14 protein-coding genes are annotated in these 20253 nt (G+C 57.7%); 7 read left to right on the top strand and 7 right to left on the bottom strand.

The annotated features are described in order from the left end of the window. Positions 1 to 36: 36 nt before the first annotated feature. From AB1A64_RS14425 to AB1A64_RS14405, 5 genes are all read right to left on the bottom strand, one after another. The gene (locus AB1A64_RS14425; protein WP_366552045.1) at positions 37 to 1011 is read right to left on the bottom strand and encodes an alpha/beta fold hydrolase; all 975 of its coding nucleotides are present in this window, start codon (positions 1009 to 1011) and stop codon (positions 37 to 39) included. A 1-nt stretch (position 1012) separates the two neighbouring features. Then, on the bottom strand, positions 1013 to 2485 hold the full coding sequence (locus AB1A64_RS14420; protein WP_366552044.1) for an NAD(P)/FAD-dependent oxidoreductase: 1473 nt from the start codon (positions 2483 to 2485) through the stop codon (positions 1013 to 1015). A gap of 133 nt (positions 2486 to 2618) precedes the next feature. After that, a complete protein-coding gene (locus AB1A64_RS14415; protein WP_366552043.1) occupies positions 2619 to 2858 on the bottom strand; it encodes a hypothetical protein in 240 nt (79 codons plus the stop codon). Positions 2859 to 2891: 33 nt separating this feature from the next. Continuing rightward, entirely contained in the window at positions 2892 to 4046 is a 1155-nt protein-coding gene (locus tag AB1A64_RS14410; protein ID WP_366552042.1) for an aromatic ring-hydroxylating dioxygenase subunit alpha, read from the bottom strand. A gap of 99 nt (positions 4047 to 4145) precedes the next feature. After that, on the bottom strand, positions 4146 to 5096 hold the full coding sequence (locus tag AB1A64_RS14405; protein ID WP_366552041.1) for a LysR substrate-binding domain-containing protein: 951 nt from the start codon (positions 5094 to 5096) through the stop codon (positions 4146 to 4148). 503 nt (positions 5097 to 5599) lie between these two features. Between AB1A64_RS14405 and AB1A64_RS14400 the strand changes: the two genes are divergently transcribed. The 3 genes from AB1A64_RS14400 to AB1A64_RS14390 all read left to right on the top strand — a co-directional run bounded on the left by AB1A64_RS14400 (position 5600) and on the right by AB1A64_RS14390 (position 9556). Then, entirely contained in the window at positions 5600 to 6106 is a 507-nt protein-coding gene (locus AB1A64_RS14400; RefSeq protein ID WP_366552040.1) for a hypothetical protein, read from the top strand. A gap of 115 nt (positions 6107 to 6221) precedes the next feature. Further along, complete coding sequence (locus tag AB1A64_RS14395) at positions 6222 to 7853, top strand: bifunctional aspartate transaminase/aspartate 4-decarboxylase (RefSeq protein WP_366552039.1); 1632 nt, start codon at positions 6222 to 6224, stop codon at positions 7851 to 7853. Positions 7854 to 7882: 29 nt separating this feature from the next. Next, complete coding sequence (locus AB1A64_RS14390) at positions 7883 to 9556, top strand: TrkA C-terminal domain-containing protein (protein WP_366552038.1); 1674 nt, start codon at positions 7883 to 7885, stop codon at positions 9554 to 9556. A gap of 1 nt (position 9557) precedes the next feature. Here the strand turns inward: AB1A64_RS14390 and aspT are convergent, their stop codons facing one another. Together aspT and AB1A64_RS14380 are read right to left on the bottom strand one after the other, a co-directional pair. After that, positions 9558 to 11258 carry an aspartate-alanine antiporter gene (aspT, locus tag AB1A64_RS14385; protein WP_366552037.1) on the bottom strand — a complete coding sequence of 567 codons (1701 nt, stop codon included), beginning with the start codon at positions 11256 to 11258 and terminating at the stop codon, positions 9558 to 9560. A 379-nt stretch (positions 11259 to 11637) separates the two neighbouring features. Then, complete coding sequence (locus AB1A64_RS14380; RefSeq protein WP_366552036.1) at positions 11638 to 12504, bottom strand: LysR family transcriptional regulator; 867 nt, start codon at positions 12502 to 12504, stop codon at positions 11638 to 11640. A gap of 109 nt (positions 12505 to 12613) precedes the next feature. Here AB1A64_RS14380 and AB1A64_RS14375 point away from each other — a divergent pair, with 109 nt between their 5' ends. The 4 genes from AB1A64_RS14375 to AB1A64_RS14360 are packed head-to-tail and all read left to right on the top strand — an operon-like array spanning position 12614 to position 20251. Beyond that, positions 12614 to 14158, top strand: coding sequence for a trimethylamine methyltransferase family protein (locus tag AB1A64_RS14375; protein WP_366552035.1), 1545 nt, complete (start codon positions 12614 to 12616; stop codon positions 14156 to 14158). Next, on the top strand, positions 14155 to 15444 hold the full coding sequence (locus AB1A64_RS14370; protein ID WP_366552034.1) for an aminotransferase class III-fold pyridoxal phosphate-dependent enzyme: 1290 nt from the start codon (positions 14155 to 14157) through the stop codon (positions 15442 to 15444). Before AB1A64_RS14375 ends, AB1A64_RS14370 begins: the two co-directional genes overlap by 4 nt. Beyond that, positions 15441 to 17840 carry an FAD-dependent oxidoreductase gene (locus tag AB1A64_RS14365; protein ID WP_366552033.1) on the top strand — a complete coding sequence of 800 codons (2400 nt, stop codon included), beginning with the start codon at positions 15441 to 15443 and terminating at the stop codon, positions 17838 to 17840. Before AB1A64_RS14370 ends, AB1A64_RS14365 begins: the two co-directional genes overlap by 4 nt. Continuing rightward, complete coding sequence (locus AB1A64_RS14360; RefSeq protein WP_366552032.1) at positions 17840 to 20251, top strand: FAD-dependent oxidoreductase; 2412 nt, start codon at positions 17840 to 17842, stop codon at positions 20249 to 20251. Before AB1A64_RS14365 ends, AB1A64_RS14360 begins: the two co-directional genes overlap by 1 nt. Positions 20252 to 20253 lie beyond the last annotated feature (2 nt).

Here is a 20253-nt window from a genome sequence, read left to right as displayed (position 1 = left end):
AAAACACGGTCAAAGCCGGATTCTTTTCCACGCCGTTCAAACCGTCTCGGGCGCTGTCTTGATTTCGGAATACTTGGTTTCTGCGATCCGGCGGATGAATGCGGCGCATGTGTCCGGTGCCGTGATCAGGATCATATGACCTGCCCCGTCAATCCACTCGTTTGACAGGCCGAACTGGATCATTGGATCGCCGTGCGCGTGGGCTGCAAGTATCGCGTCCTGTGTGCCGTATAGAATGCCGCCGGGTACGGCTAACTCATCATAGCGGGCGACCTGCGCCGCCATGCTGTCATCAATCCCCACAACGTCCTGCGACCCGGTGATAAAGGCCGACGGGCGCAGTCCAAGCGCGCCGCCAGCACGATCCAGAAAGTCCGCAGGCGCAGGGTCGGGGGCGAAAACGACGTCCAGAGTGTGTGGTGCAGTTTTGGCGGCCACTGGTACGGCGATTGTGGTGCCGATCAGGCTGCGCAGCCATTCCGTGCGGATTTCCAGTGGTTTGAAAACCTGGGGTGTCGCAGGCAGAACTTGCGTCAGGGGGGCCAGCAGAGCCAGGGCCTTGATCTTTTCTGGGTGGTCCAGCGCCATGGCCAACGACACCGCGCCCCCCAAGGAATGGCCCACAAGGACAGCGTCGGTGACGTTCTTGCTGTCCAGAAACTCTTGTATCATGCGCGCCTGTTCGGGCAGACGGCCCAGATCGGCCCTGTCGCGGGTCGAATAACCACAGCCGGGCCGGTCCACAGCGATGACGTGATAGTCATCGGCCAGCATATCGACCAAGGCATAGGTGAAATGCTGCAACTGCCCAGCCAGCCCGTGAATCATGACAAGGGTCTGCTTCGACGGATCGCCTTTTTCGACATAATGGATGCTGCCACCGTTCACCGGCGAGATGGTCCCAAGCTGCGGAACTCGGATTTGGCCTTGGCGAGTCAGTTTGCGGGTCCACAGATTCATGCCGACAAGAAATGCGACGATTAGCAGGGCGATGGTCAGAAGAGTGGTCATGTCAACGGTCTCCGGCTTGGGGAGGGGCAGGGTGATACTGTTCCAGCCCGGATTGGGCCATGCGCTTTTCATACTCGGATACGGTGCCGGGCCAAAGCGTGGTATTGCGGCCTTGGGCATCCTGATACCACGAGGTGCAGCCGCCCGCTTGCCAGACGCTGTCTGAGTGGCGGTCCTGCATTTCCTGCGTAAAGGCTTCTTGTTTCGCGGCGTCAGGTGTGATGGCCTGTAAGCCGTTGCGCTGCATCTGATCCAGCACCCGACCTATATGGCGGACCTGTGCTTCGATCATCAGCACGACCGAGTTATGGCCCAATCCGGTATGTGGTCCCAACAAGATAAAGAAGTTCGGAAAACCTGCGATGGCAGTGCCCAGATTGGCCTGCATCCCATCGGCCCACGTTTGGCGCAGGGTTCGGCCATCGGTTCCGGTGACATCCAGACGCTCGACCACGTCGGTCACACGAAAACCTGTTCCCCAGATCAGCACGTCGGCCTGAGACCGGCTGCCATCCACGGCGATGATCTGATCCCCCTCGATCGTCGCCACCCCGTGCGGAATTACTGTCACATTGTCCCGCGCAAGGGCCGTGTACCAGTCATTCGAACTGAGGATACGTTTGCATCCGATCCTGTAGCCAGGGGTCAGGCGTTTGCGTTCTTCGGGGTCAGTGATCGCTTTCTCCAACCCACTTCGCCACATCTTCATGGCAAAGTTGACCATCCGATCTTCACCCCGAAACACACGGTGGCGGTACTCAAAAATCCAGTAGATCAGTTTGCGGCGTATCCGGGGCAGGATCGGGATGTGCCCATAGAGGCGGCGAACCCAAGGTGCAATTGGCCCGTCAGGGCGGGGCAGGACATAGGGTGCGGTCCGTTGGAAGATGGTGATGTGGGCCGCCGTTTTCGCAATTTCAGGTACGAATTGAACGGCTGAGGCGCCGGTTCCAACCACACCGATGCGTTTGCCCGCAAGATCCACGTCGTGATCCCATTCGGCAGAATGGAACTTGGGCCCGGGAAAGCTGTCAGCATCGGGTATGTCGGGCACATCCGGTAGATGCAGTGCCCCGATGGCCGAGACCAAAAAGCGCGCCGTCCAGTGCTGCCCGCCCTCGGTTTCAACCTGCCATTGGTCCCCTTCCCAGCGCGCGGATTTCAGTTGCTGGTGGAAATGGCACAGGTCGTAAAGGCCCTCATCCCGGCAGATTTTTTGCAGATACGCCTGAATCTCGGCCCCGCCAGCATAGGCGCGGCTCCAATCCGGGTTCAGGTGCGTGGCCATTGAATACAGATGCGAGGGGATATCGCATGCGACACCGGGATAGGTGTTTTCGCGCCACGTACCGCCAATATCGCCCGCTTTTTCAAGAATGGCTATATCGCTGATCCCACGCTTTCGCGCCTCGATTGCCATGGTCAGCCCCGAGAACCCAGCACCAATAATCAGCATTTCCGCGCTGTGCGTCATGCACCTGCCCCTCCCAAAGCGACCGTGACGGTTGCATTTGACTATAGGGGGCCTGAGACGTCTGAACAGGTTCCCGTGGGGTCATATAAAGTTTGGATGGCCTGGTTTGCATTCGCCCTGACGTGGCATTGACCTAAAACTCCAGACGATGCGCCCGACCATGCGCGACAAGGCGTGCATTAAGTGCCTCGGCCTCGGGCGCACCGGATTCCAGCGCGAAGACAAAGGCATGGGTCAGGTAAAAACAGGCGGCATCTATATCCTGCGCCGCCTCGCACTCATCCGCAGCCATTGTGTAATAGTGGATAAGGGCAGCATGATCGCTCTGCTCATGAGCCTTTAACAGCAGGCGATCCAATTCGTCTTTTTCCATTGGACCTCCTGCCAAAAGGGGCCGGCTGAGAGGTTATTCCGCCCGTCCGTTTTCGATCTGCGTTGCGACCCAGTGATGGAAGTTATGGGTTGGCCCGTCCATTGCGGGTGAAAACCGTCCGCCATCGAACATTACCCCGTGGCGGCCCTTTTGCATGCCCTCGACAACAAAGACATCTTCTTCGAAAATAGCTCGCCACTGTTGTGCGTTTGTGGTGCGTAGTCCGTCCAGATGCGGCGTGTCCTCAACACTTTTGGCATAGTACAGCCGGATATGTTCGACGGTGTTTTCGTGGTCGACCGGCTCAAGCAAGATGGCAAAGGCATGGTCGCGCTGCACCCCCAACAGGACATTTGGGTATAAGGCTACGTATTCCGCGCCTTCATCCCACTTGTCACTCAGGTCTTCGAAATCGGGGAAGGTCGCGCCGTCCTGATCCTTTAGCTGCCGATAGACCAGCGTACCCTGACCGGAGTAATGCCCGCGGGCTTCGATGTTATAGTGATCTTCCAGCCGGGAATAGCTGTTCAGGCCGGGATGCACCCAAGGCAGGTGATAGCTTTCGCAATAGTTCTCGACCGCCAGTTTCCAATTGGTTTTGACCTCGAGCTTGAATGAGGCCATCTCGCCTCCGTCATGCAGGGGATGTTCGAATTCCTTCCACCGCTCCAGCAGAGCGCCATGAGCGTCCTGAAACTCCGGCGCGTTGCCGTCTACGTTCACAAAGATCACATCGCGCCAGACATACGACCGGACGCGCACCAGCCCCAGATCCTTGTGATTGACGTTTTCGTGCTTGTTCTGACCGGGGCCGCCCACATGCGGGGTGGCGCGCAGCTCACCTTTCAGGCTGTAACACCAGCTGTGATAGGGGCAGCGGATCGCGCCTTCGATCTTGCGGGGCGTGTCCACAAGGATCATACCGCGATGACGGCAAGTGTTCTGGAATACACCGATCTCTCCATCACGATCACGGACGATCAGTAGTGGCATGCCCAGAAAGTCAACCGGCTTGGCATCGCCTACCTCGGGGACATCCAGACCAAACCCGATCCCGGACCAATTGGCAAAGAGGACCGAGCGCTTTTCTTCGGCAAAAACAACCGGGTCGATATAGTGTTCATTCGGCAGGCCATTTGCGATGGTCACATCGTTCAGAACGGATGACAGCGCGCTGTGCTTGTTCATCGGGCTCTCCTGTGGGTTGCTGGATGCGTACCTTTCCGTATTGGCGGATGGTGTGGCCCTTTCTCAATATCAGAAAACCTCACCCCTGGGTGACCTGATCTAAACTGAACCGTCTTGAACCTCTTGAATGATCCATGATTTTAGGGCGCGGGCGCTGTCCGAGAGGTCTTCGTCCGGGCGGCCAACAATGTAGAATTGGTTGGGCGCCGTCAGATAGTGCGGGCCAATGGCGACCAGCTTTCCCGATTGCAGCATCGGCTGGATCAGCCGTTGCCAACCCAGCGTCAGCCCAGCCCCCTTGCGCGCCAGTTGCAGGGCAACCGAATAGCTGTTCACCCTGGAGTCAATCGGGATGGTGCCCACATATCCCAGTTGTTTGAACCATTCCGGCCAGGTGGTCCAAGTGCGGTCTTCCGAGGCCATGTGGATCAAGCGTTCGGCTGCCAGCGCGTCGAGGTCAGCACCAGCCAATCGGTCCGCGACCTCGGGGCTTGCGACGGGAATCAGGTGATCGCGGAACAGGGGTGTGTGCGTCAAGTTCGGGTCGGGATCGCGCCCGTAGCGAATAAAGAAGTCCACATCCGGTCGGTCCCGAAATGGGCGATCCTGCGACAGCTGATCCACGTTGACGTCCGGCATTTCGCGCCAAAATCGGATCACGGCGGGTGACAGCCACAACGCCGCCACTGCCGTGGTCGATCCGACCGTGACCTTGCCGCCAGATTTGCGGTCACGGATCGTTGCCAGAACTTTCGAGATACGCCAGAATGAGGACGACAGCGCCTCGTAAAGCGCCTTGCCGTCTTCGGTCAGATCAACGCCGCGATGCTTGCGCTGGAACAGCGTGGTTTCCAGATCGCCCTCCAACGCCTTGATCTGGTGGCTGACCGCGCCCGGCGTGACCGACAGTTCTTCGGCTGCGTTCTTAAAGCTCAGATGCCGCGCGGCGGCCTCGAAGGCGGACAAGGTGGTCAGGGGCGGCAGGTTATAGTGGCGTCTGGACATGATGATCTGGGAAGCATTGTCTGATTTCAGATGAGTTCTCTTCATCCGAGTATTGGGCTTTTTATCGATGAAGGCCAGAACCGTGGGCATAGCAAAATTGTGTGTCGGTCAATTTTCTGGATGGGCGCAGTGAAATGTGGCCGTAAGCGGCGGGGGGAGCTGCTCTGCCCATAGGCGAGCCCGGTTGGTCAGGCGCTCACCCCCTGGTCCCGCTCGTACCCCCTCGTTAAATTCAAACTCGTAAACTGATCAGCAGGATTAAGTATTCATAGATGCGGAAATGGGCATAACTATTACAAGATCATGTCAGTTCTATGTATCTTTCGGTCGAAACCGCGCGATTTGCCCCAATTCCAACGTGCAAGATTTCAACAAACCTGCCGGAAATTGTATCCTTTCGGCCAGTTATGTTTGTGTTAAATAGCCGGTCGTGACATTTTAGTTTAGCCAACAAAGGGATGTTTTTTTGAAAAAATGGCGTTAAATCGCATTCGGATTTCCTTAAGAATTTCCATGTCCTCATTAGACTTTAATGCTGGAGGACATCTATGAATTTGGAATCCCACGAAGCCGCAACAGAGATTGCACCACGCGTCATCTCGATCGCAAAGCGCGAGCGCGAGATATTTCGGGCATCCAAAGCCGCCGAGGCCGCGTTTGAACGGGTCGCTCGCGCAGCCAAAGATGGTGCCGCAGTACATGGCGAGTTGCAGGACCGTGTCTTTTCCATTTTTCGCTGGTATTTCCTTTCAGCCTTTTGCACCCGCGTGCTGACCGGTGCGGCGCATCGGCTTGAGCATCAGACCTTGCAGGTTTCGATGGATATTTTCAGTGCTGTCAAAATGGTGCTGACCGAAAGTGAGATTGAGCGGTCGATGGCTTTGGTCAGTGTCGAGCATATGTCGCCAACGGTAGTTCGGGCGAATGACATTGGCAGCCGGGGGCATACTGTGGGCTGGGTTGCCGCAGGCCTGCATGAAAAGGGGCGGGAATTCCCTGGCGAGATTCAGAATGCGCTGGCCGGTGCGCTGGCGGCGTCGGCCCGGATCAACTGACAGCTGCGCAGTTACCCCAACGTCAGAGACTGACTACACAGTTTACACACATGCGAATCCTTGCGTACGATCCGATAGAATTTTTCCGATTGTTTTAACGCAAGGGTTTGATGCCATGTCAGAAACACTGGACCTGCATAAGTTCGAAAACCTAAGTCCTTTTCAAATCAAAGATGAACTGATCAAACTGGCGCAGAAAGAGTCACGTCAGATGGCGCTGCCCTATTTGAACGCGGGGCGCGGAAATCCGAACTGGATCGCCTCCAAAGCGCGCGAGGCGTTTTTCCTACTGGGTCAGTTCGCCATGACCGAAGCACAGCGCCATCGCAACGAAGCGCAGGTCGGTCTGGCAGGGATGCCGCAGGGACCGGGCTGCTATGATCGTCTCAAAGCATATTGCGCGGACTCGATCGCGAAGAACGGCCCTCCGGGCGCGGATACTCTGGCCGCTGTGGTGGATTTCGCGATTGAGAAATTCGGCTTCACCCCAGACGATTTCGTGCTGGAGCTGACCGATGGCATTGTCGGTGATCACTATCCGATGCCGGACCGGTGCATGGCGCATAACGAAGCCATCGTCCATGAATACGTGATGTGGGCGATGTGCGCCGGGCACCGGCCTGATGCCAAGTTTGACATTTACGCGGTCGAAGGCGGCACCGCCGCGATGTGCTATATTTTCAAAGCTCTCAAGAACCAAAGGCTGCTGAATGCGGGCGATACTATTGCGCTGGGCACGCCGATTTTCACACCCTATCTGGAAATGCCGGTGCTTGAAGATTACGGGCTGAACGTGGTGGACGTATCCTCGGAAGAAGAGGACCATTTCCAACTAACGGATGACGATCTTGAACAGCTAGCCGATCCAAAAGTTAAAGCGTTGTTCCTGGTCAACCCGGGCAACCCGTCCTCGGTCGCCATCAGTCCCGAGGTCATGGCCCGACTGGTCGAGTTCGTCAAAACCCGGCGGCCCAACCTGATTATCCTGACCGATGATGTTTATGGCACCTTTGTTCCAAATTTTCAGTCGGTGATGGGTCATCTGCCCGAGAACACCATCGGGGTTTATTCTTACTCTAAATATTTTGGCTGCACGGGGTGGCGTTTGGGGGCCATTCTGGTGGCCGAAAACAACATCTTCGACAAGATGATTGCCGAGGCTCCGGAGGAAACCAAGGCCGTCGTCAATGCGCGGTACGAGACGCTGACCCCCGATCCTTCGTCGTTCAAGTTCATCGACCGGATCGTCGCCGACAGCCGCGATGTTGCACTGAACCACACTGCAGGCCTGTCGCTGCCGCAGCAGGTAATGATGACGCTGTTTTCGCTGGTTGAATTGATGGACGAGGACAAGGGATATCAGAAGTTCTGCTGGGGTATCCTGAAGCATCGTTTTGATGAACTGGTCGAGGGGATGGGTATCGACGTGCCCGATAACCCATTGTTCGACAAATATTACGGCATCATTGATTTTGAATTCTGGCTGCGAAAATATGTTGGCGAAGAGGTGGTGGCGTGGATCAAGGAAAACGTCCACCCGCTGGATATCTCGTTCAAGCTGGCGCAGGACCACGGGATCGTGCTGTTGAATGGGTCGGGCTTTGATGCACCGAACTGGTCGGCGCGGGTTTCTTTCGCCAATCTGGACGATAGCGCCTATCGCCAGATTGGACGTGCCGTGCGGGCGGTGGCTGTGGGCTATGTACAGGCTTATCGGGCCTCGAAAGGATTGCCGCTACACGGCTGAGGCAGAGCCGCAGGGAAGGGGAGCTTATCATGGAATTGATCGGGTCGATCCTGGGCCCTCATCCTGCGCTGGCCTTGTTCTGCAGCCTTGCCCTTGGCTATGCACTGGGCAAGATCACCATCGGCTCGTTTACAGTTGGATCGGTGGCGGGCTGTCTTCTGGCCGGTGTTCTGGTCGGCCAGACCGGAGTGGTCGTTTCAGATGACTTGAAACAGGCGTTTTTTTTACTGTTTCTGTTCTCCATTGGGTACCGAACCGGGCCGCAGTTTTTCCGGTCTTTGAACTTTGGTGCGTTGCCGCAGATTGCCATCACAGTGTTGCTTTGTGTTGTGGCGCTGTTGGTCGCGGTGCTGTTGGCCCCACTTATGGGGCTGTCCGTTGGAATTGCTGCGGGGCTTTTAGCGGGCGGTGTCACGGAAAGCGCGACCTTGGGTGTTGCCATCGACGCCTTTGCCAAAGCTGGCGCCGACGAGGCCGCGCAAGCCATTTTCGACGGTGAGATTGCCACCGGTTTTGCCGTGGCTTACTTCGTCGGGGTCATTGCGACCATCTTTTTCCACACACAACTGGCGCCCAGGCTCTATGGCAGGTCGCTGAAAGAGGCCTGCGCAGAGTACGAGGCCGGGCTGAACAGCAACGATGCCCCTATGGTGTCCGAACACCGCGATTTCGAAGCCCGCGCATATCGTATCAACCCCGAATTCGTCGGCCACAAGATTTCCGAGCTTGAGGCCCGCGTGCCCGAACATGTCCGCGCATTCTTCGATCGTATCCGCCGGGGCAATAAGATCCTGCCCACTACGCGCGATATGGTGCTGCAAGAGGGTGACATTGCCGCCATCGCCGGCGTGCGATCCTACCTGATCGAACACACCGCCTTACTGGGGGAGGAGGTTGAAGACCCCGAACTTTTGGACCTACCGGTGCAAACCAACGACATTGTCGTGACCAACAACGAGGTGGTCAACAAGACCCTGGCTGAACTGTCCGCCCGGCCCGAAGCGCGCACAATTTACCTGCGCGGCATCATGCGCAGTGGCGAGCGTTTGCCGATCTTTCGCGGCGTGACCCTGCACAAGGGTGACGTGCTGACCGTCTCGGGCACTCGCAGTCATATTGAGGATGCCGCCGCGCGCCTGGGTTATCTGGACCGCGAAACCAGCAAGACCGACATGGTTTTTGTCGCCTTTTTCATCCTGATGGGTGGGTTGATCGGTATCCCCGCGCTGAAATACGGCGCGATTGAGTTGGGGCTTGGGACGTCTGTCGGCGTGCTGCTTGGCGGTTTGGTGGCGGGGTGGTTGCGCTCGGTCCATCGCACATTCGGCTTTGTGCCCGAGGCAACGCTGTGGATTTTCGACTCGTTGGGTCTGTGCGTGTTTGTGGCCTGCGTGGGCATCACTTCGGGGCCGAGCTTTGTGACCGGGGTAATCGAAAGCGGGCCATCTTTGATCTTTGGGTCGGTGGCCATCGTGCTGCTCGCTCATGGATCGGCGGTCGTTGTCGGGTGCAAGGTTTTTGGCATAAACGAGGGCGTTCTGGCGGGCACCTGCTGTGGAGCAGGCACCTCGGCCCCCGGTCTGGCCGCCGTGCAGGAAGCGGCCCAGAGTCAGGTTCCTACGCTGGGCTATGGCCTCGGCTATGCCGTGGGCAACGTCTTGCTGGCCTTGTGGGGTTCGGTCGTCGTTATTGTATTGATGTAGCTTACGGCACGAATGCCACAACCAACGGACCCCAGAGTGTCAGGAAGATGTTTGCCACCGCATAAGTCATGGTAAATGCGGGTGTTGGTGTCGCGTTCCCGGCTTTTTCCAGCAGCGTTGCAAAGCCCGGATTGCCCGACCGCGACCCCGTCACCACCGCACAAGCCTCGACCGGATTCTTGATACGCAAGACGAAATAATTGATCGGGAACTGCACGATCATCGGCATCAGCGTGACCACGACGCCCAGCAACAGCAAGGTGATCCCGTATTGTTGAATGGCTTCAAGCGCGGGCTTACCCGCGTTCAGCCCGACGACCCCGACGAACACGGCCAAACCAAAGCTTTGCAGGAAGTTCGCAGCCCCACGATTGATGCCACCGATCTTGGGCCGCCGGATGCGCAGGTACCCGATGATCAGCCCGGTTACCAAGCAACCAAGACCGGACCCAAGCGCCACTTTCGTGCCAGCAATGACAAAGCTGATCTCACCGATCAGGTAACCAACTGCCACACCGATCCCCAATGCAATGAAGTTGGTGACCGAGGCCGCGGGCGGTACATAGCCCGCCATTTTGGCCACCCGGTTCAGATCATCCTTGTGACCGACGATACTGACCTCATCGCCCGCGTGGATTTCGGTGTTGTGCAGCACTGGCACCTCATGGCCCATGCGGGTGATTTTTGAAATATGAACCCCCCGCCGCTGATCCGCCGTCAACGCCTCGCGCAATTCCGCCAGTGTCTTGCCGGCCAGTTTGCGGTTGGTGACCACGACATTGCGACGCTCTTCCACAACGGTCAGTTCGGGGGGGTATTCTCCGATTTCACCGCTGGCTGTACCTTCGAACTGAGTCAGGGTTCCGACCAAGCCGGAAACCACGATCACGTCCCCTGCACTGATTAAAATATCCGGCGTCGGATCCACTGGGACGCCGTCCTGCAGCAGTTTTTCAACAACCAGATCACCGTCATAGATGCCCTCGATGGAAATGACCGATTGGCCTGCAATCGCAGCGTCTGCGTTCACCTGATAGGCGCGGGCATCAAATCGGTTCATCGGAAGGAACTCACCTTCCTCCAGCTTGCGACCACCACCGCTGAGTTTCTGGGCCAGCTTGATCGCCTCTTGCCGAAGGTCGACACGCATGATGATCGGGATGACACTGACCGCAAGGATTGGGCCGATTGAGCCAAAGATATACGTAACCGAATACCCCACCGCGATATTGGTTTTCAGCTTTTCCGCCTCATCCGCAGCCAGCCCCAGCAAGTCGATGGCATTGCCAGCGGTGCCGATAATCGCTGACTGCGTCAACCCGCCGGCCGCTAGCCCTGCCGCCAGCCCTTTGTCCAACCCCGCCAGCCGGGCCACGACGATGACGAAGAACAGCCCCCATAGCGTCATCATGAACGCTGCCAGCAGCTTGGTCAGAGCAGTTCGGTTCAGGGCCGCAAAAAACTGCGGCCCGCCATTGTAGCCGACCATGAAAATGAACAGCGAGAAAAAGACGTTCTGAACATCCGTACTCAGGTTGATACCGCCGATCTGGCCCACGAAAACGGCCACCAGCAAGGTTCCGGCGATGCCACCCAGTTCGAACTTGCCCACCCGGAACTTGCCGACGCCGTATCCCAGGCCCAGACAGAGAAATAGCGCCATGATCGGAAAGGCGCGGAGCTGTTCAGTGATCAATTCCATCTTAAGTTCTCCAGGGTTCAAGTCTGGCTTTAACGGCGCCACGATTGGTGCTTCAGGGCGCTGATAATGCTTGGAAATTTAGATTACCTGTGTTGCGTCGCGCTCAGGTAAGCATCGGTTATGTGATCTGTCAAATTACCCGGTGAAATTCACCGCCTGCAATGGAATCGACCGAGACGCGGCAAATTGGGGTTCGAAGCGCTAAAGCATCCAACAAATGAAAGGAACGCCGAGCCTGTACTGCGCGAAATACGCATGCAGTTTCATTTTGTGCCACAACAATGTGTCACGCCGCTCTAAAGTGCGCGACACAACTTATGGATCGGCAGCTTCATGAAAACACTCTGGCCTCTCGCTCAACAACTGATGCACGTGTCAATCATGATTGTGTGACAAGCCATTCCTCAACTTCTCGAACCTCAGAACGGGTCCTGCTGGTGTGTTGGACGTCGATAAAATAGCCATGGGTCGGGGCGATACGCTCGTCAAAAATCCGTACGACTCTGTTTTCTGCTAGATCCTGGTCGATCAACGGAAGCCAGCCGATGATTGCCCCCTGACCTTCGGCAGCGCCGCGCAGCAGTACGTTTGCGTCCTCGAAGATCGGCCCGTAGAGCAGGTTGGTTGTTGAAACGTCCATTGCCTCAAACCAGTCGCGCCATCCCCAGTGATTTCTTTGATGCAACAGGGGCTGGGTCAACAGATCCTTGGGATGATCGATGGGACCCCGTGTGGTTACAAATTTTTCGGATGCTATGGCGACCGGGCTAAGCTCAAGCAACTTGACTGCATCTTCTGCCATGTCGGCGATGCGGTCCCAGCGGATTATGATATCGACATTCTCGCGTTCGTGCGCGCCGGGATGAAGAGCTGGCACCACTTCCAATTCGATCTCGCGATGGGCTTCCCAAAAATCGCTGATCCGCGGCATGAGCCAGCGCGCGGTAAAGATTGGTCCCGCCGAAACCCGCACCGCTTTGCGCGCGCTTCGCCGCAGGGATAGAACCGCATTATCCAACAGGCCAAAGGCTTGTTTGGTCGCATGGGCCAAACGCCTGCCTTCTTCTGTCAGGGCGACATCACGACCCTCGCGCCTGAAAAGCTTGACACCAAGCTGCTCCTCCAATCCGCGAATATGATGACTGATCGCTGTCGGGGTCACAGTAAGGTCCACCGCGGCTGCCCGAAAACTACCGTTCCGGGCGGCGGCGTCAAAGGCACGTAAGGCTGTAAGAGAGGCTACCACGGTAATCCGAATGATGAGTTATTCTCATTCATTGCTGAGAATGTTGCTTTTGTAAACTCTGCTATTTCCTGCGCAGGATAAGGTTGCATTAACTTGAGCTCATGAATCGATGACCAAGGCAAACCGTCGGCGCGGTCGCAATGACCGCCTAAAGCAAGTCTCGGAACGTAACCCGCAGCCACCGGTTTGGCCGGGGGTGGTTGGTGGGCGTCTGAAACCGCTATTATCTGATGAAGAGAGTATGGTCGAAGAAGCCGCATTTAAGCTTCTTGAAGACTTGGGGCTCAGCCAGGCCATTCCCACGATGATCGAAAAAGTCACCGCTGCCGGCGGGTCCATGACGGATGATGGTCGGCTGTTGTTCCCGCGCGCGCTTGTGAAATGGGCGATAGACGGAGCGCAGCGCGGGTTCACCCTATGTGGCCAGCGCCCCGAGAATGACCTGGAGATTGAAGCCGCCCGCGTGCATATGTCTACCGGCGGCGCGGCGCCTGGCGTGTTTGATCTCGACACTCATGAATATCGAGAGTCGACATTACAGGACCTCTACGACGCGGCGCGGATCGTGGACCGGATGGACAACATCCACCACTTTAGCCGACCGGTTGTGGCACGTGATGTCGAAGACAACGCGTCGATGGACCTGAACACGGCCTACGCCTGTCTGGCGGGTACCTCCAAACACGTTTCGATCTCGGTGACCGAGCCGCAGAACGTCGCTGAAATTGCGGAGCTTTGTTATGAAATCGCTGGTGGTGATGCAGCGTTTCGCGCCCGGCCCTTCCTGACTGTCATGGTTTGCCATGTGGTCCCGCCCATGCGCTTTGCCGAAGAAGCTTGTGAGGTGCTGGAGCTGGCCATCAAGGCAGGGTTCCCGGTGCAACTGATCAGCGCCGGGCAGGCCGGGGCCACGAGCCCGGCAGCGATTGCCGGATCGCTGGTACAGGCGGTGGCGGAAACGCTGGCAGGTTTGGTATTTGCGCGCTTGGTCGATCCAGAGGTCAGGGCGATCTTTGCCCCTAAACCCCTTGTGGCGGACCTGCGCACTGGATCGATGAGCGGCGGTGGCGGAGAACAGGCCATCTTGATGGCGGGTGCTGCGCAGATGGGGCGGCGATGGAATTTACCAACCAGTTCGATTGCCGGGATCACTGATGCAAAGCGGTTGGATGCCCAATACGGGGCCGAGAAATCACTGGCGGTGACAATGGCGGCGCACGCCGGGTCAAATATCATCACTCAGGCCGCTGGTATGATGTCGAGCCTTTTGGGTGTGAGCCACGCGGCCTATGTCAGCGACAACGACCTTTTGGGCAACATCCTACGCACTGTACGCGGCATCGAGGCAACGCCTGAGAACATCGCCGTGGATGTCATCGCAGACGTCTGTCGGGGAGAAGGCCATTATTTAGGTGAGCAACACACGTTCAGCCGCATGAAGTCAGACTATTTCTACCCCGAGATTGGTGACCGGCGTGCGCCCCGCGACTGGCAGGATGATGGCGCGCAACGGATCGGCGATGTTGCTCGCGACAAGACGCGCGAAATCCTGAGCGGGTATTTCCCAAGCCACCTGCCGGACGAAGTGGATCGCACGCTGAGGACGAATTTTGACATCCGCCTGACACGGGCACAAATCGGACGGCCTGAATGATGAACCAAGATCTTAGCATCCGCGCCCGCGCGAGCTTGCCAGGCGGTGTCAGCCATGAGTTGCGATATCGCGATCCGCACCCGGTTTTCATTGAACGCGCGCTGGGTGCCGAAAAATGGGACGTCGAAGGATGCCGCTATATTGATTTCAAGATGGGCAGCGCCAGTCAGATGTTGGGGCATTGTCACCCGGCAATTGTCGAGGCGGTGCGAAAACAGGCCGAACGCTCGATTTTTAGCGCAGATTGCCACGCCCAGGAAATCGAGTGGGCCGAGTGGGTCAACCAGCTGTACCCTTCTGCTGAACGCACACGTTTCACCGCATCGGGTACGGAATCCACGATGCTGGCGCTGCGACTGGGACGCGCTTTTTCTGGCAAAAACCATGTTCTGCGCGTGGAAGGCCATTTCCACGGTTGGCATGATCACGCATTGAAAGGGGCAAAGCCGGGCAGCGATCAGGCGCCGTCTTTGGGTATCCCGGATGCCATCAACGATCTGATCCATATCTGCGCGGCCGATACTCAAGCAATGGAAAACGCACTACGGGACGACCGCATCGGCACGGTAATTATTGAAGCCTCGGGTGCGAATTATGGCTGCGTCCCCTTGGCCACCGATACCTTGAGGGCACTGTACGACGTGGTGCGAGCTGCCGGTGTTGTGCTGATCTTTGATGAGATCATCACAGGATTTCGCTGGTCTCCCGGTGGGCGTCAGGCACGTGACGGGATCGTGCCTGACCTGACCACTCTGGCCAAGGTCGTCACAGGCGGTTTGCCCGGTGGCGCGATTTGTGGTCGCGCCGAAATTATGGAGCTGTTGAACAATAAAACCGTCCGGGGCGGGATTGGCCCGGCTGTCAGCCACAAAGGCACCTTTAACGGCTCGCCTCTGATTGCGGCTGCAGCCTGCGCTGCGATGCCGCTCTTGGCCAGCGGCGAAGCGCAGGCGCAGGCCGATGCTATGGCCGCCCGCATGCGCGATGGGATGAATACCGCGATGGCCAGGCAGGGCGTCGCGGGTATTGCCTATGGCGACAGTTCGATTTTCCACGTGTTTTTCGGCCGTGACAACCTGGATGGACTTGGCCCTGCCGAAATTAGGGGGCTGCCGAAACCCATGGTCAAAGCCTATCGGGACGGCATGCTGTTGCGTGGCGTGGATATGATGGCCTATACCTCTGGTTTGACTTCAGCCGCGCATACACCCGAACTGGTGGACGAAGCCCTTTTGGCCTTTGACGACACCTTGTCGGACATGATCCGCGACGGAGCATTGCAATGACCCTCCCATCCACTGCCCGTACCGTTATCATTGGCGGTGGCGTCATCGGCTGTTCCATCGCCTATCACCTCGCCCGCGAAGGACGCAAAGATATCGTGGTGCTGGAACGCTCAAAACTGACGTCAGGCACCACATGGCATGCCGCCGGTCTGGTGCGCCGTCTGCGCCCGTCGGCGACTCTGACGAAGCTGATCAACTACTCGATTGACCTTTATAGCGAGCTGGAAATTGAGACCGGACAGGCCACCGGCTGGACCCAAACGGGCAGCTTGACGCTGGCCACGAACCCCGACCGGCTGACCAATATTAAGCGGCAGGTGTCGCTTGGCCGCGCCTTTGGACTGGAGTCCGAGGTAGTCGATGCAGCCCGTGCGCAAGCGCTTTGGCCGCTGATCAAGGTCGATGACGTGATAGGCGCCGTTTGGTCGCCTGCTGATGGGCGCGTGAACCCGTCTGATGTGGCGCTTGCGTTGTCTAAAGGAGCCAAAGCGCGCGGTGTGAAATTCTTCGAAGACACCCGTGTGACCGGAATGCAAAAGAAAGATGGTAGCATCTCGGGCGTCGAAATCGGTGAGTACTTGATTAAGGCCGAAGAGGTCGTGATCGCCAGCGGTCTCTGGTCTCGCGAAGTGGCCGAAATGGCTGGTGCGCATATGCCGCTTTATGCCTGCGAGCATTTCTACATCCTGACGAAGCCCCTGGCCGAGGTGCAGGCGCTTGGCAAAGGTGTGCATCTGCCAACACTGAACGATCAGGACGCCTATCTTTATGCCCGCGACGATGTTGAGGGCTTGCTGGTCGGCTCGTTTGAACCCCATGCCAAGGGCATTTCCACGCGCGATCTGCCCGCAGATTTCTCGTTCGATCTGCTGGATGAGGATTGGGATCACTTCATGCCGATGATGGAGAATGCGCTGCGCCGCATTCCCGCGCTGGAAACTGCCGAGGTGCGGATGCTGCTGAACGGCCCCGAAAGCTTTACGCTCGACAGCCAGTTCATGTTGGGTGAAAGCCCTGAGGTGTCGGGCCTGTTCCTGATGGGCGGCATGAATTCTACCGGGATCGCGTTGGCAGGTGGCGCGGGCAAGGCGATGGCAGAATGGATCATCGCGGGCGAGCCGACGATGGAACTGAACGAAGCCGATATCCGCCGTTTCAGTCCAGAAATGAATGTACTCGGCGCATTGGAGGCCCGCATCCCCGAGGTGCTGGGTCGCCACTATGAAAACCCCTATCCGGGTCGGTCGATGGACACGGCACGCGGTCAGCGCCGCTCGCCCATTCACCAGGGGCTGGCTGCTGCAGGCGCGCGTTTTGAGGTGCGCGGAGGCTGGGAACGCGCCGTGCATTTCGGCGGCGATGCAGCGCATTTGCCGCTCACCTTCGCCGCACCGAAATGGCGCGGTCAGGTGGGGCGCGAAGTAGACGCCTGCCGCAATGGCGCGGCCATTCTGGATCAATCCGCTTTTGGCAAGATCATGGTGCAGGGGCCGGACGCCTGCGCCTTTCTCAACCGGCTATGTGCCGCGCAGATGGACATCGTCGAAGGGCGCATCGCCTATACCCAAATCCTGAATGCGCGCGGCGGTGTTGAAAGCGATCTGACCGTGCAACGTCATGGGCCAGAGACCTATCTGATGATCGTCGGCGCGGGCGAAGTTGTGCGAGTCATGAAACGTATGCGCGACACCAAAGGTGACTTCCGTGTCGAGTTTGCCGATGTGACAAGCGGCTATGCCGTGATTGGCCTCGCCGGGGCCAAAGCGCGCGACGTGTTGCAGGCCACCAGCAATGCGCCAGTACCTGACCTCAAACGCTTTGGTTTTGCGCCGGTCGAGATCGGGTTGGCGCGCGGTTGGGCCGGTCGTCTGAGCTTTACCGGTGAAGAAGGGTATGAACTTTATGTTCCTGCTGACATGGCCATGGCCGCGCATGAGGCGCTTGTCGCGGCAGGTGCCTCTCATGCGGGCCTCTTTGCCAGCGGCAGCTTGCGGATCGAAAGTGGGTTTCGTGCCTTCGGTCATGAATTGACACCGGGCACAACGCCGCAAGAGGCCGGGTTGGGTGCGTTCTGCGCCTTTGGCACCGGCTTCGTGGGTGAGATGGCGCTGATTAAAGCGGATCCACCCAAGCATCAGATCGTTTCGCTTCTGTTCGATGACCCGAACGCGATCCCGATCCATGATGAACCGATTTACTATGATGGCCGCGTCGTTGGACAGATCTCCTCTGCGGCGTGGAGCTATCGTTTTGGCCGCTCTGCTGCGCTGGCGATGATCAACGCGCCGCTGGACCTGATTGCGGGACAAGACGTTGTGACGGGGTTCGAGGTTGAAATCGCCTGTACCCGCTATGGAGCAAAATGTTCGCTCAAACCCGCCAAGGAGGCGTTTTGATGTCGCAGACCACACGCACCACCCGCGTTGCGATCATTGGCGGCGGCATTATGGGCGTCGCAACCCAGTTCCAACTCGTTGAAAACGGCTGGACCGACACGATTCTGTTTGAAAAGGCCGAACTGACCAGCGGGTCCACATGGCACGCAGCAGGGCAGATTGCCCATGCTGTGGGCAGCCGTGTTGCAGGCTGGATCAACAAGACCTCGATCGAGACCTACAAGCGCGTCGAGCAGGAAACCGGGCAAAGCATCGGCTGGCATGAGGTCGGCGGTTTCCGCATTGCCACAACCGATGATGAAGTCGACTGGATGAAGTCGATCATGGGCGTTGGTAAATTGCTGGACTTGCCGATGGATTTGGTTGGGCCCGAGGAAGTTGCCAAAGGCAACCCTTTCTACAACGTGGATAACATCAAAGCCGCCGTGCGCACCTATGAGGACGGGCATATTGACCCGTCTGGTGTGACCATGGCACTGGCCGCCGCTGCTCGTGCGCATGGGGCAAAGATCGAGAGACACAATCAGGTTCTGGGTGCCAGTCGCAGGGGTGATATGTGGCTGCTCAAGACCCAAAAGGGCGGTGTATTGGCCGAGCATATTGTGATTGCTGCCGGATCCTACGCCAATCAGGTCGGCGAATGGTTCGGGCTCAAGATCCCCTCGGTCTCTTGCCTGCATCACTACCTTGTCACCGACACAGTGCGCGAATTCGAAGGTCGCCCGGAACTGCCCGTGATGCGCGACAACTCCTACGGGGGTTATATCCGGCAGGAACAGAAATCCGGGTTGATTGGTATTTACGAGGGCCATGTGTGCCCGACCGTTTGGGAAATGCCTGAAGGCGCGCCATGGGCCGTCGAGAATGAGCTGTTTGCGGCGGATTACGACTCGATTGGCGATTTCCTGATGGTCGCTTTCGACAAGATGCCAATCCTCGCCGAGCTTGGGATCAAACGCGTTGTGCGCGGCGCGATCACCCATACGCCGGATGGCGGTATGCTGGTCGGGCCTTCGGGTGCGCCCAATGTCTGGCTTTCTTGCGGCTCATCCATCGGCCTTGCCTGGGGCGGCGGTGCTGGCAAGGTGCTGGCCGACTGGATGGTGCATGGCGAAACCTCGATCAACACACGTAGCCTTGATCCCCGTCGTTACGGCGATTTCGCATCGGATCATTACATCGTTGAGCGCACCAAAGACGAATTTATGCGCCGACATGACACGCCATGTCCCGGAAAACAATTCCGCAGCCTGCGCCCGGTGAACCGGCACCCTCTCTATGATCGGCTGGCTGCCAAAGGTGCCGTGTTTGGTGAGATCGCAGGATGGGAACGTCCGCGTTACTTCGGGGATGTCGGTGAAGTTGAACAAATCGGCTGGGGCCATCAGTCCTGGCATGAAAATGCCATGCGCGAGGCAAAAGCCACCCGTGAAGCCGCTGGTGTGATCGACCTTTGCGCATTCGCCCAATTCGAGATCACCGGCAAGGATGCGGGCAAACTGCTGGATCGCTTGTCTGCCAACCGCATCCCCCGCAAAGACGGGCGGATGAGCCTCAACCATCTGTTGACCGACAAGGGCCGCTTTGAGACCGAGATTACCATTTGGCGTATTGATAAGGATCGCTATTTCTCCGGCTCCCCCATTGCCCGCGCCAACCCGGATTTCGCCTGGATCAAAAGCCATATCCAGGCCGGTGAAGACGTACAGGTGGTAAATCGCAGTGCCGATTGGGGAATGCTGGCAATGTCTGGTCCTTCTTCGCGGAAGATTCTGAGCCAACTGACCGACGCAGATCTGTCCAATGCCGCCTTCCCGTGGCTTTCAGGGCAGGAAATCACTGTTGCTGATGTGCCCTGCTATGTGTTGCGGGTCTCGTTTGTGGGCGAATTGGGCTGGGAGTTGCACGCCCCGCTGAACCGAATTCCCGAACTTTATGACGCCCTGTTTGATGCGGGCACTGCCCATAGGCTGACCGATCTTGGCTCTTACGCCTTCAACGGGTTGCGTATGGAAAAAGCCTATCGCGCCAGCGGAGAACTCACTACGGATGTTGGGCCGCTGGATGTGGGTCTGGAGCGGTTCGTCGTGACCAGGGATCGCGACTTCATCGGAAAAAAAGCGCTGCAACAGCGCAACCAGGAATGGGAACTCTTTTACGCGGAACTCCATAGCGATGATATCGATATTCACGGAGGGGAGCCGGTTGTACAGAATGGCCAGATCGTTGGGCTGACCACATCGGGCGGCTATGGCTATACGGTCGGCAAATCGCTCGGGTGGCTCTTTGTAAAAAAGGGGACGCCACGGTCGGAAATCTCAATTGAGATTTTGAATAAGGCTTATCCGGTGACGATACATGACGCCCCGATGTTTGATGCCGACAACCTGCGCCCAAGAGCCGAGGACTGAGA

The sequence above is a fragment of the Ruegeria sp. ANG10 genome (assembly GCF_040705255.1).
In the GTDB taxonomy this organism is placed as follows: Bacteria; Pseudomonadota; Alphaproteobacteria; order Rhodobacterales; family Rhodobacteraceae; genus Ruegeria.
The sequence above is the reverse complement of the archived record's forward strand: the minus strand, read 5'-3'. Positions and strand labels throughout refer to the sequence as shown.

Coding starts and splice junctions, on each gene's coding strand:
- AB1A64_RS14425 (WP_366552045.1), bottom strand. CDS start 1,011: ATGACCACTCTTCTGACCATCGCCCTGCTAATCGTCGCATTTCTTGTC.
- AB1A64_RS14420 (WP_366552044.1), bottom strand. CDS start 2,485: ATGACGCACAGCGCGGAAATGCTGATTATTGGTGCTGGGTTCTCGGGG.
- AB1A64_RS14360 (WP_366552032.1), top strand. CDS start 17,840: ATGTCGCAGACCACACGCACCACCCGCGTTGCGATCATTGGCGGCGGC.
- aspT (WP_366552037.1), bottom strand. CDS start 11,258: ATGGAATTGATCACTGAACAGCTCCGCGCCTTTCCGATCATGGCGCTA.
- AB1A64_RS14375 (WP_366552035.1), top strand. CDS start 12,614: ATGACCAAGGCAAACCGTCGGCGCGGTCGCAATGACCGCCTAAAGCAA.
- AB1A64_RS14395 (WP_366552039.1), top strand. CDS start 6,222: ATGTCAGAAACACTGGACCTGCATAAGTTCGAAAACCTAAGTCCTTTT.
- AB1A64_RS14365 (WP_366552033.1), top strand. CDS start 15,441: ATGACCCTCCCATCCACTGCCCGTACCGTTATCATTGGCGGTGGCGTC.
- AB1A64_RS14410 (WP_366552042.1), bottom strand. CDS start 4,046: ATGAACAAGCACAGCGCGCTGTCATCCGTTCTGAACGATGTGACCATC.
- AB1A64_RS14400 (WP_366552040.1), top strand. CDS start 5,600: ATGAATTTGGAATCCCACGAAGCCGCAACAGAGATTGCACCACGCGTC.
- AB1A64_RS14405 (WP_366552041.1), bottom strand. CDS start 5,096: ATGAAGAGAACTCATCTGAAATCAGACAATGCTTCCCAGATCATCATG.
- AB1A64_RS14390 (WP_366552038.1), top strand. CDS start 7,883: ATGGAATTGATCGGGTCGATCCTGGGCCCTCATCCTGCGCTGGCCTTG.
- AB1A64_RS14370 (WP_366552034.1), top strand. CDS start 14,155: ATGATGAACCAAGATCTTAGCATCCGCGCCCGCGCGAGCTTGCCAGGC.
- AB1A64_RS14415 (WP_366552043.1), bottom strand. CDS start 2,858: ATGGAAAAAGACGAATTGGATCGCCTGCTGTTAAAGGCTCATGAGCAG.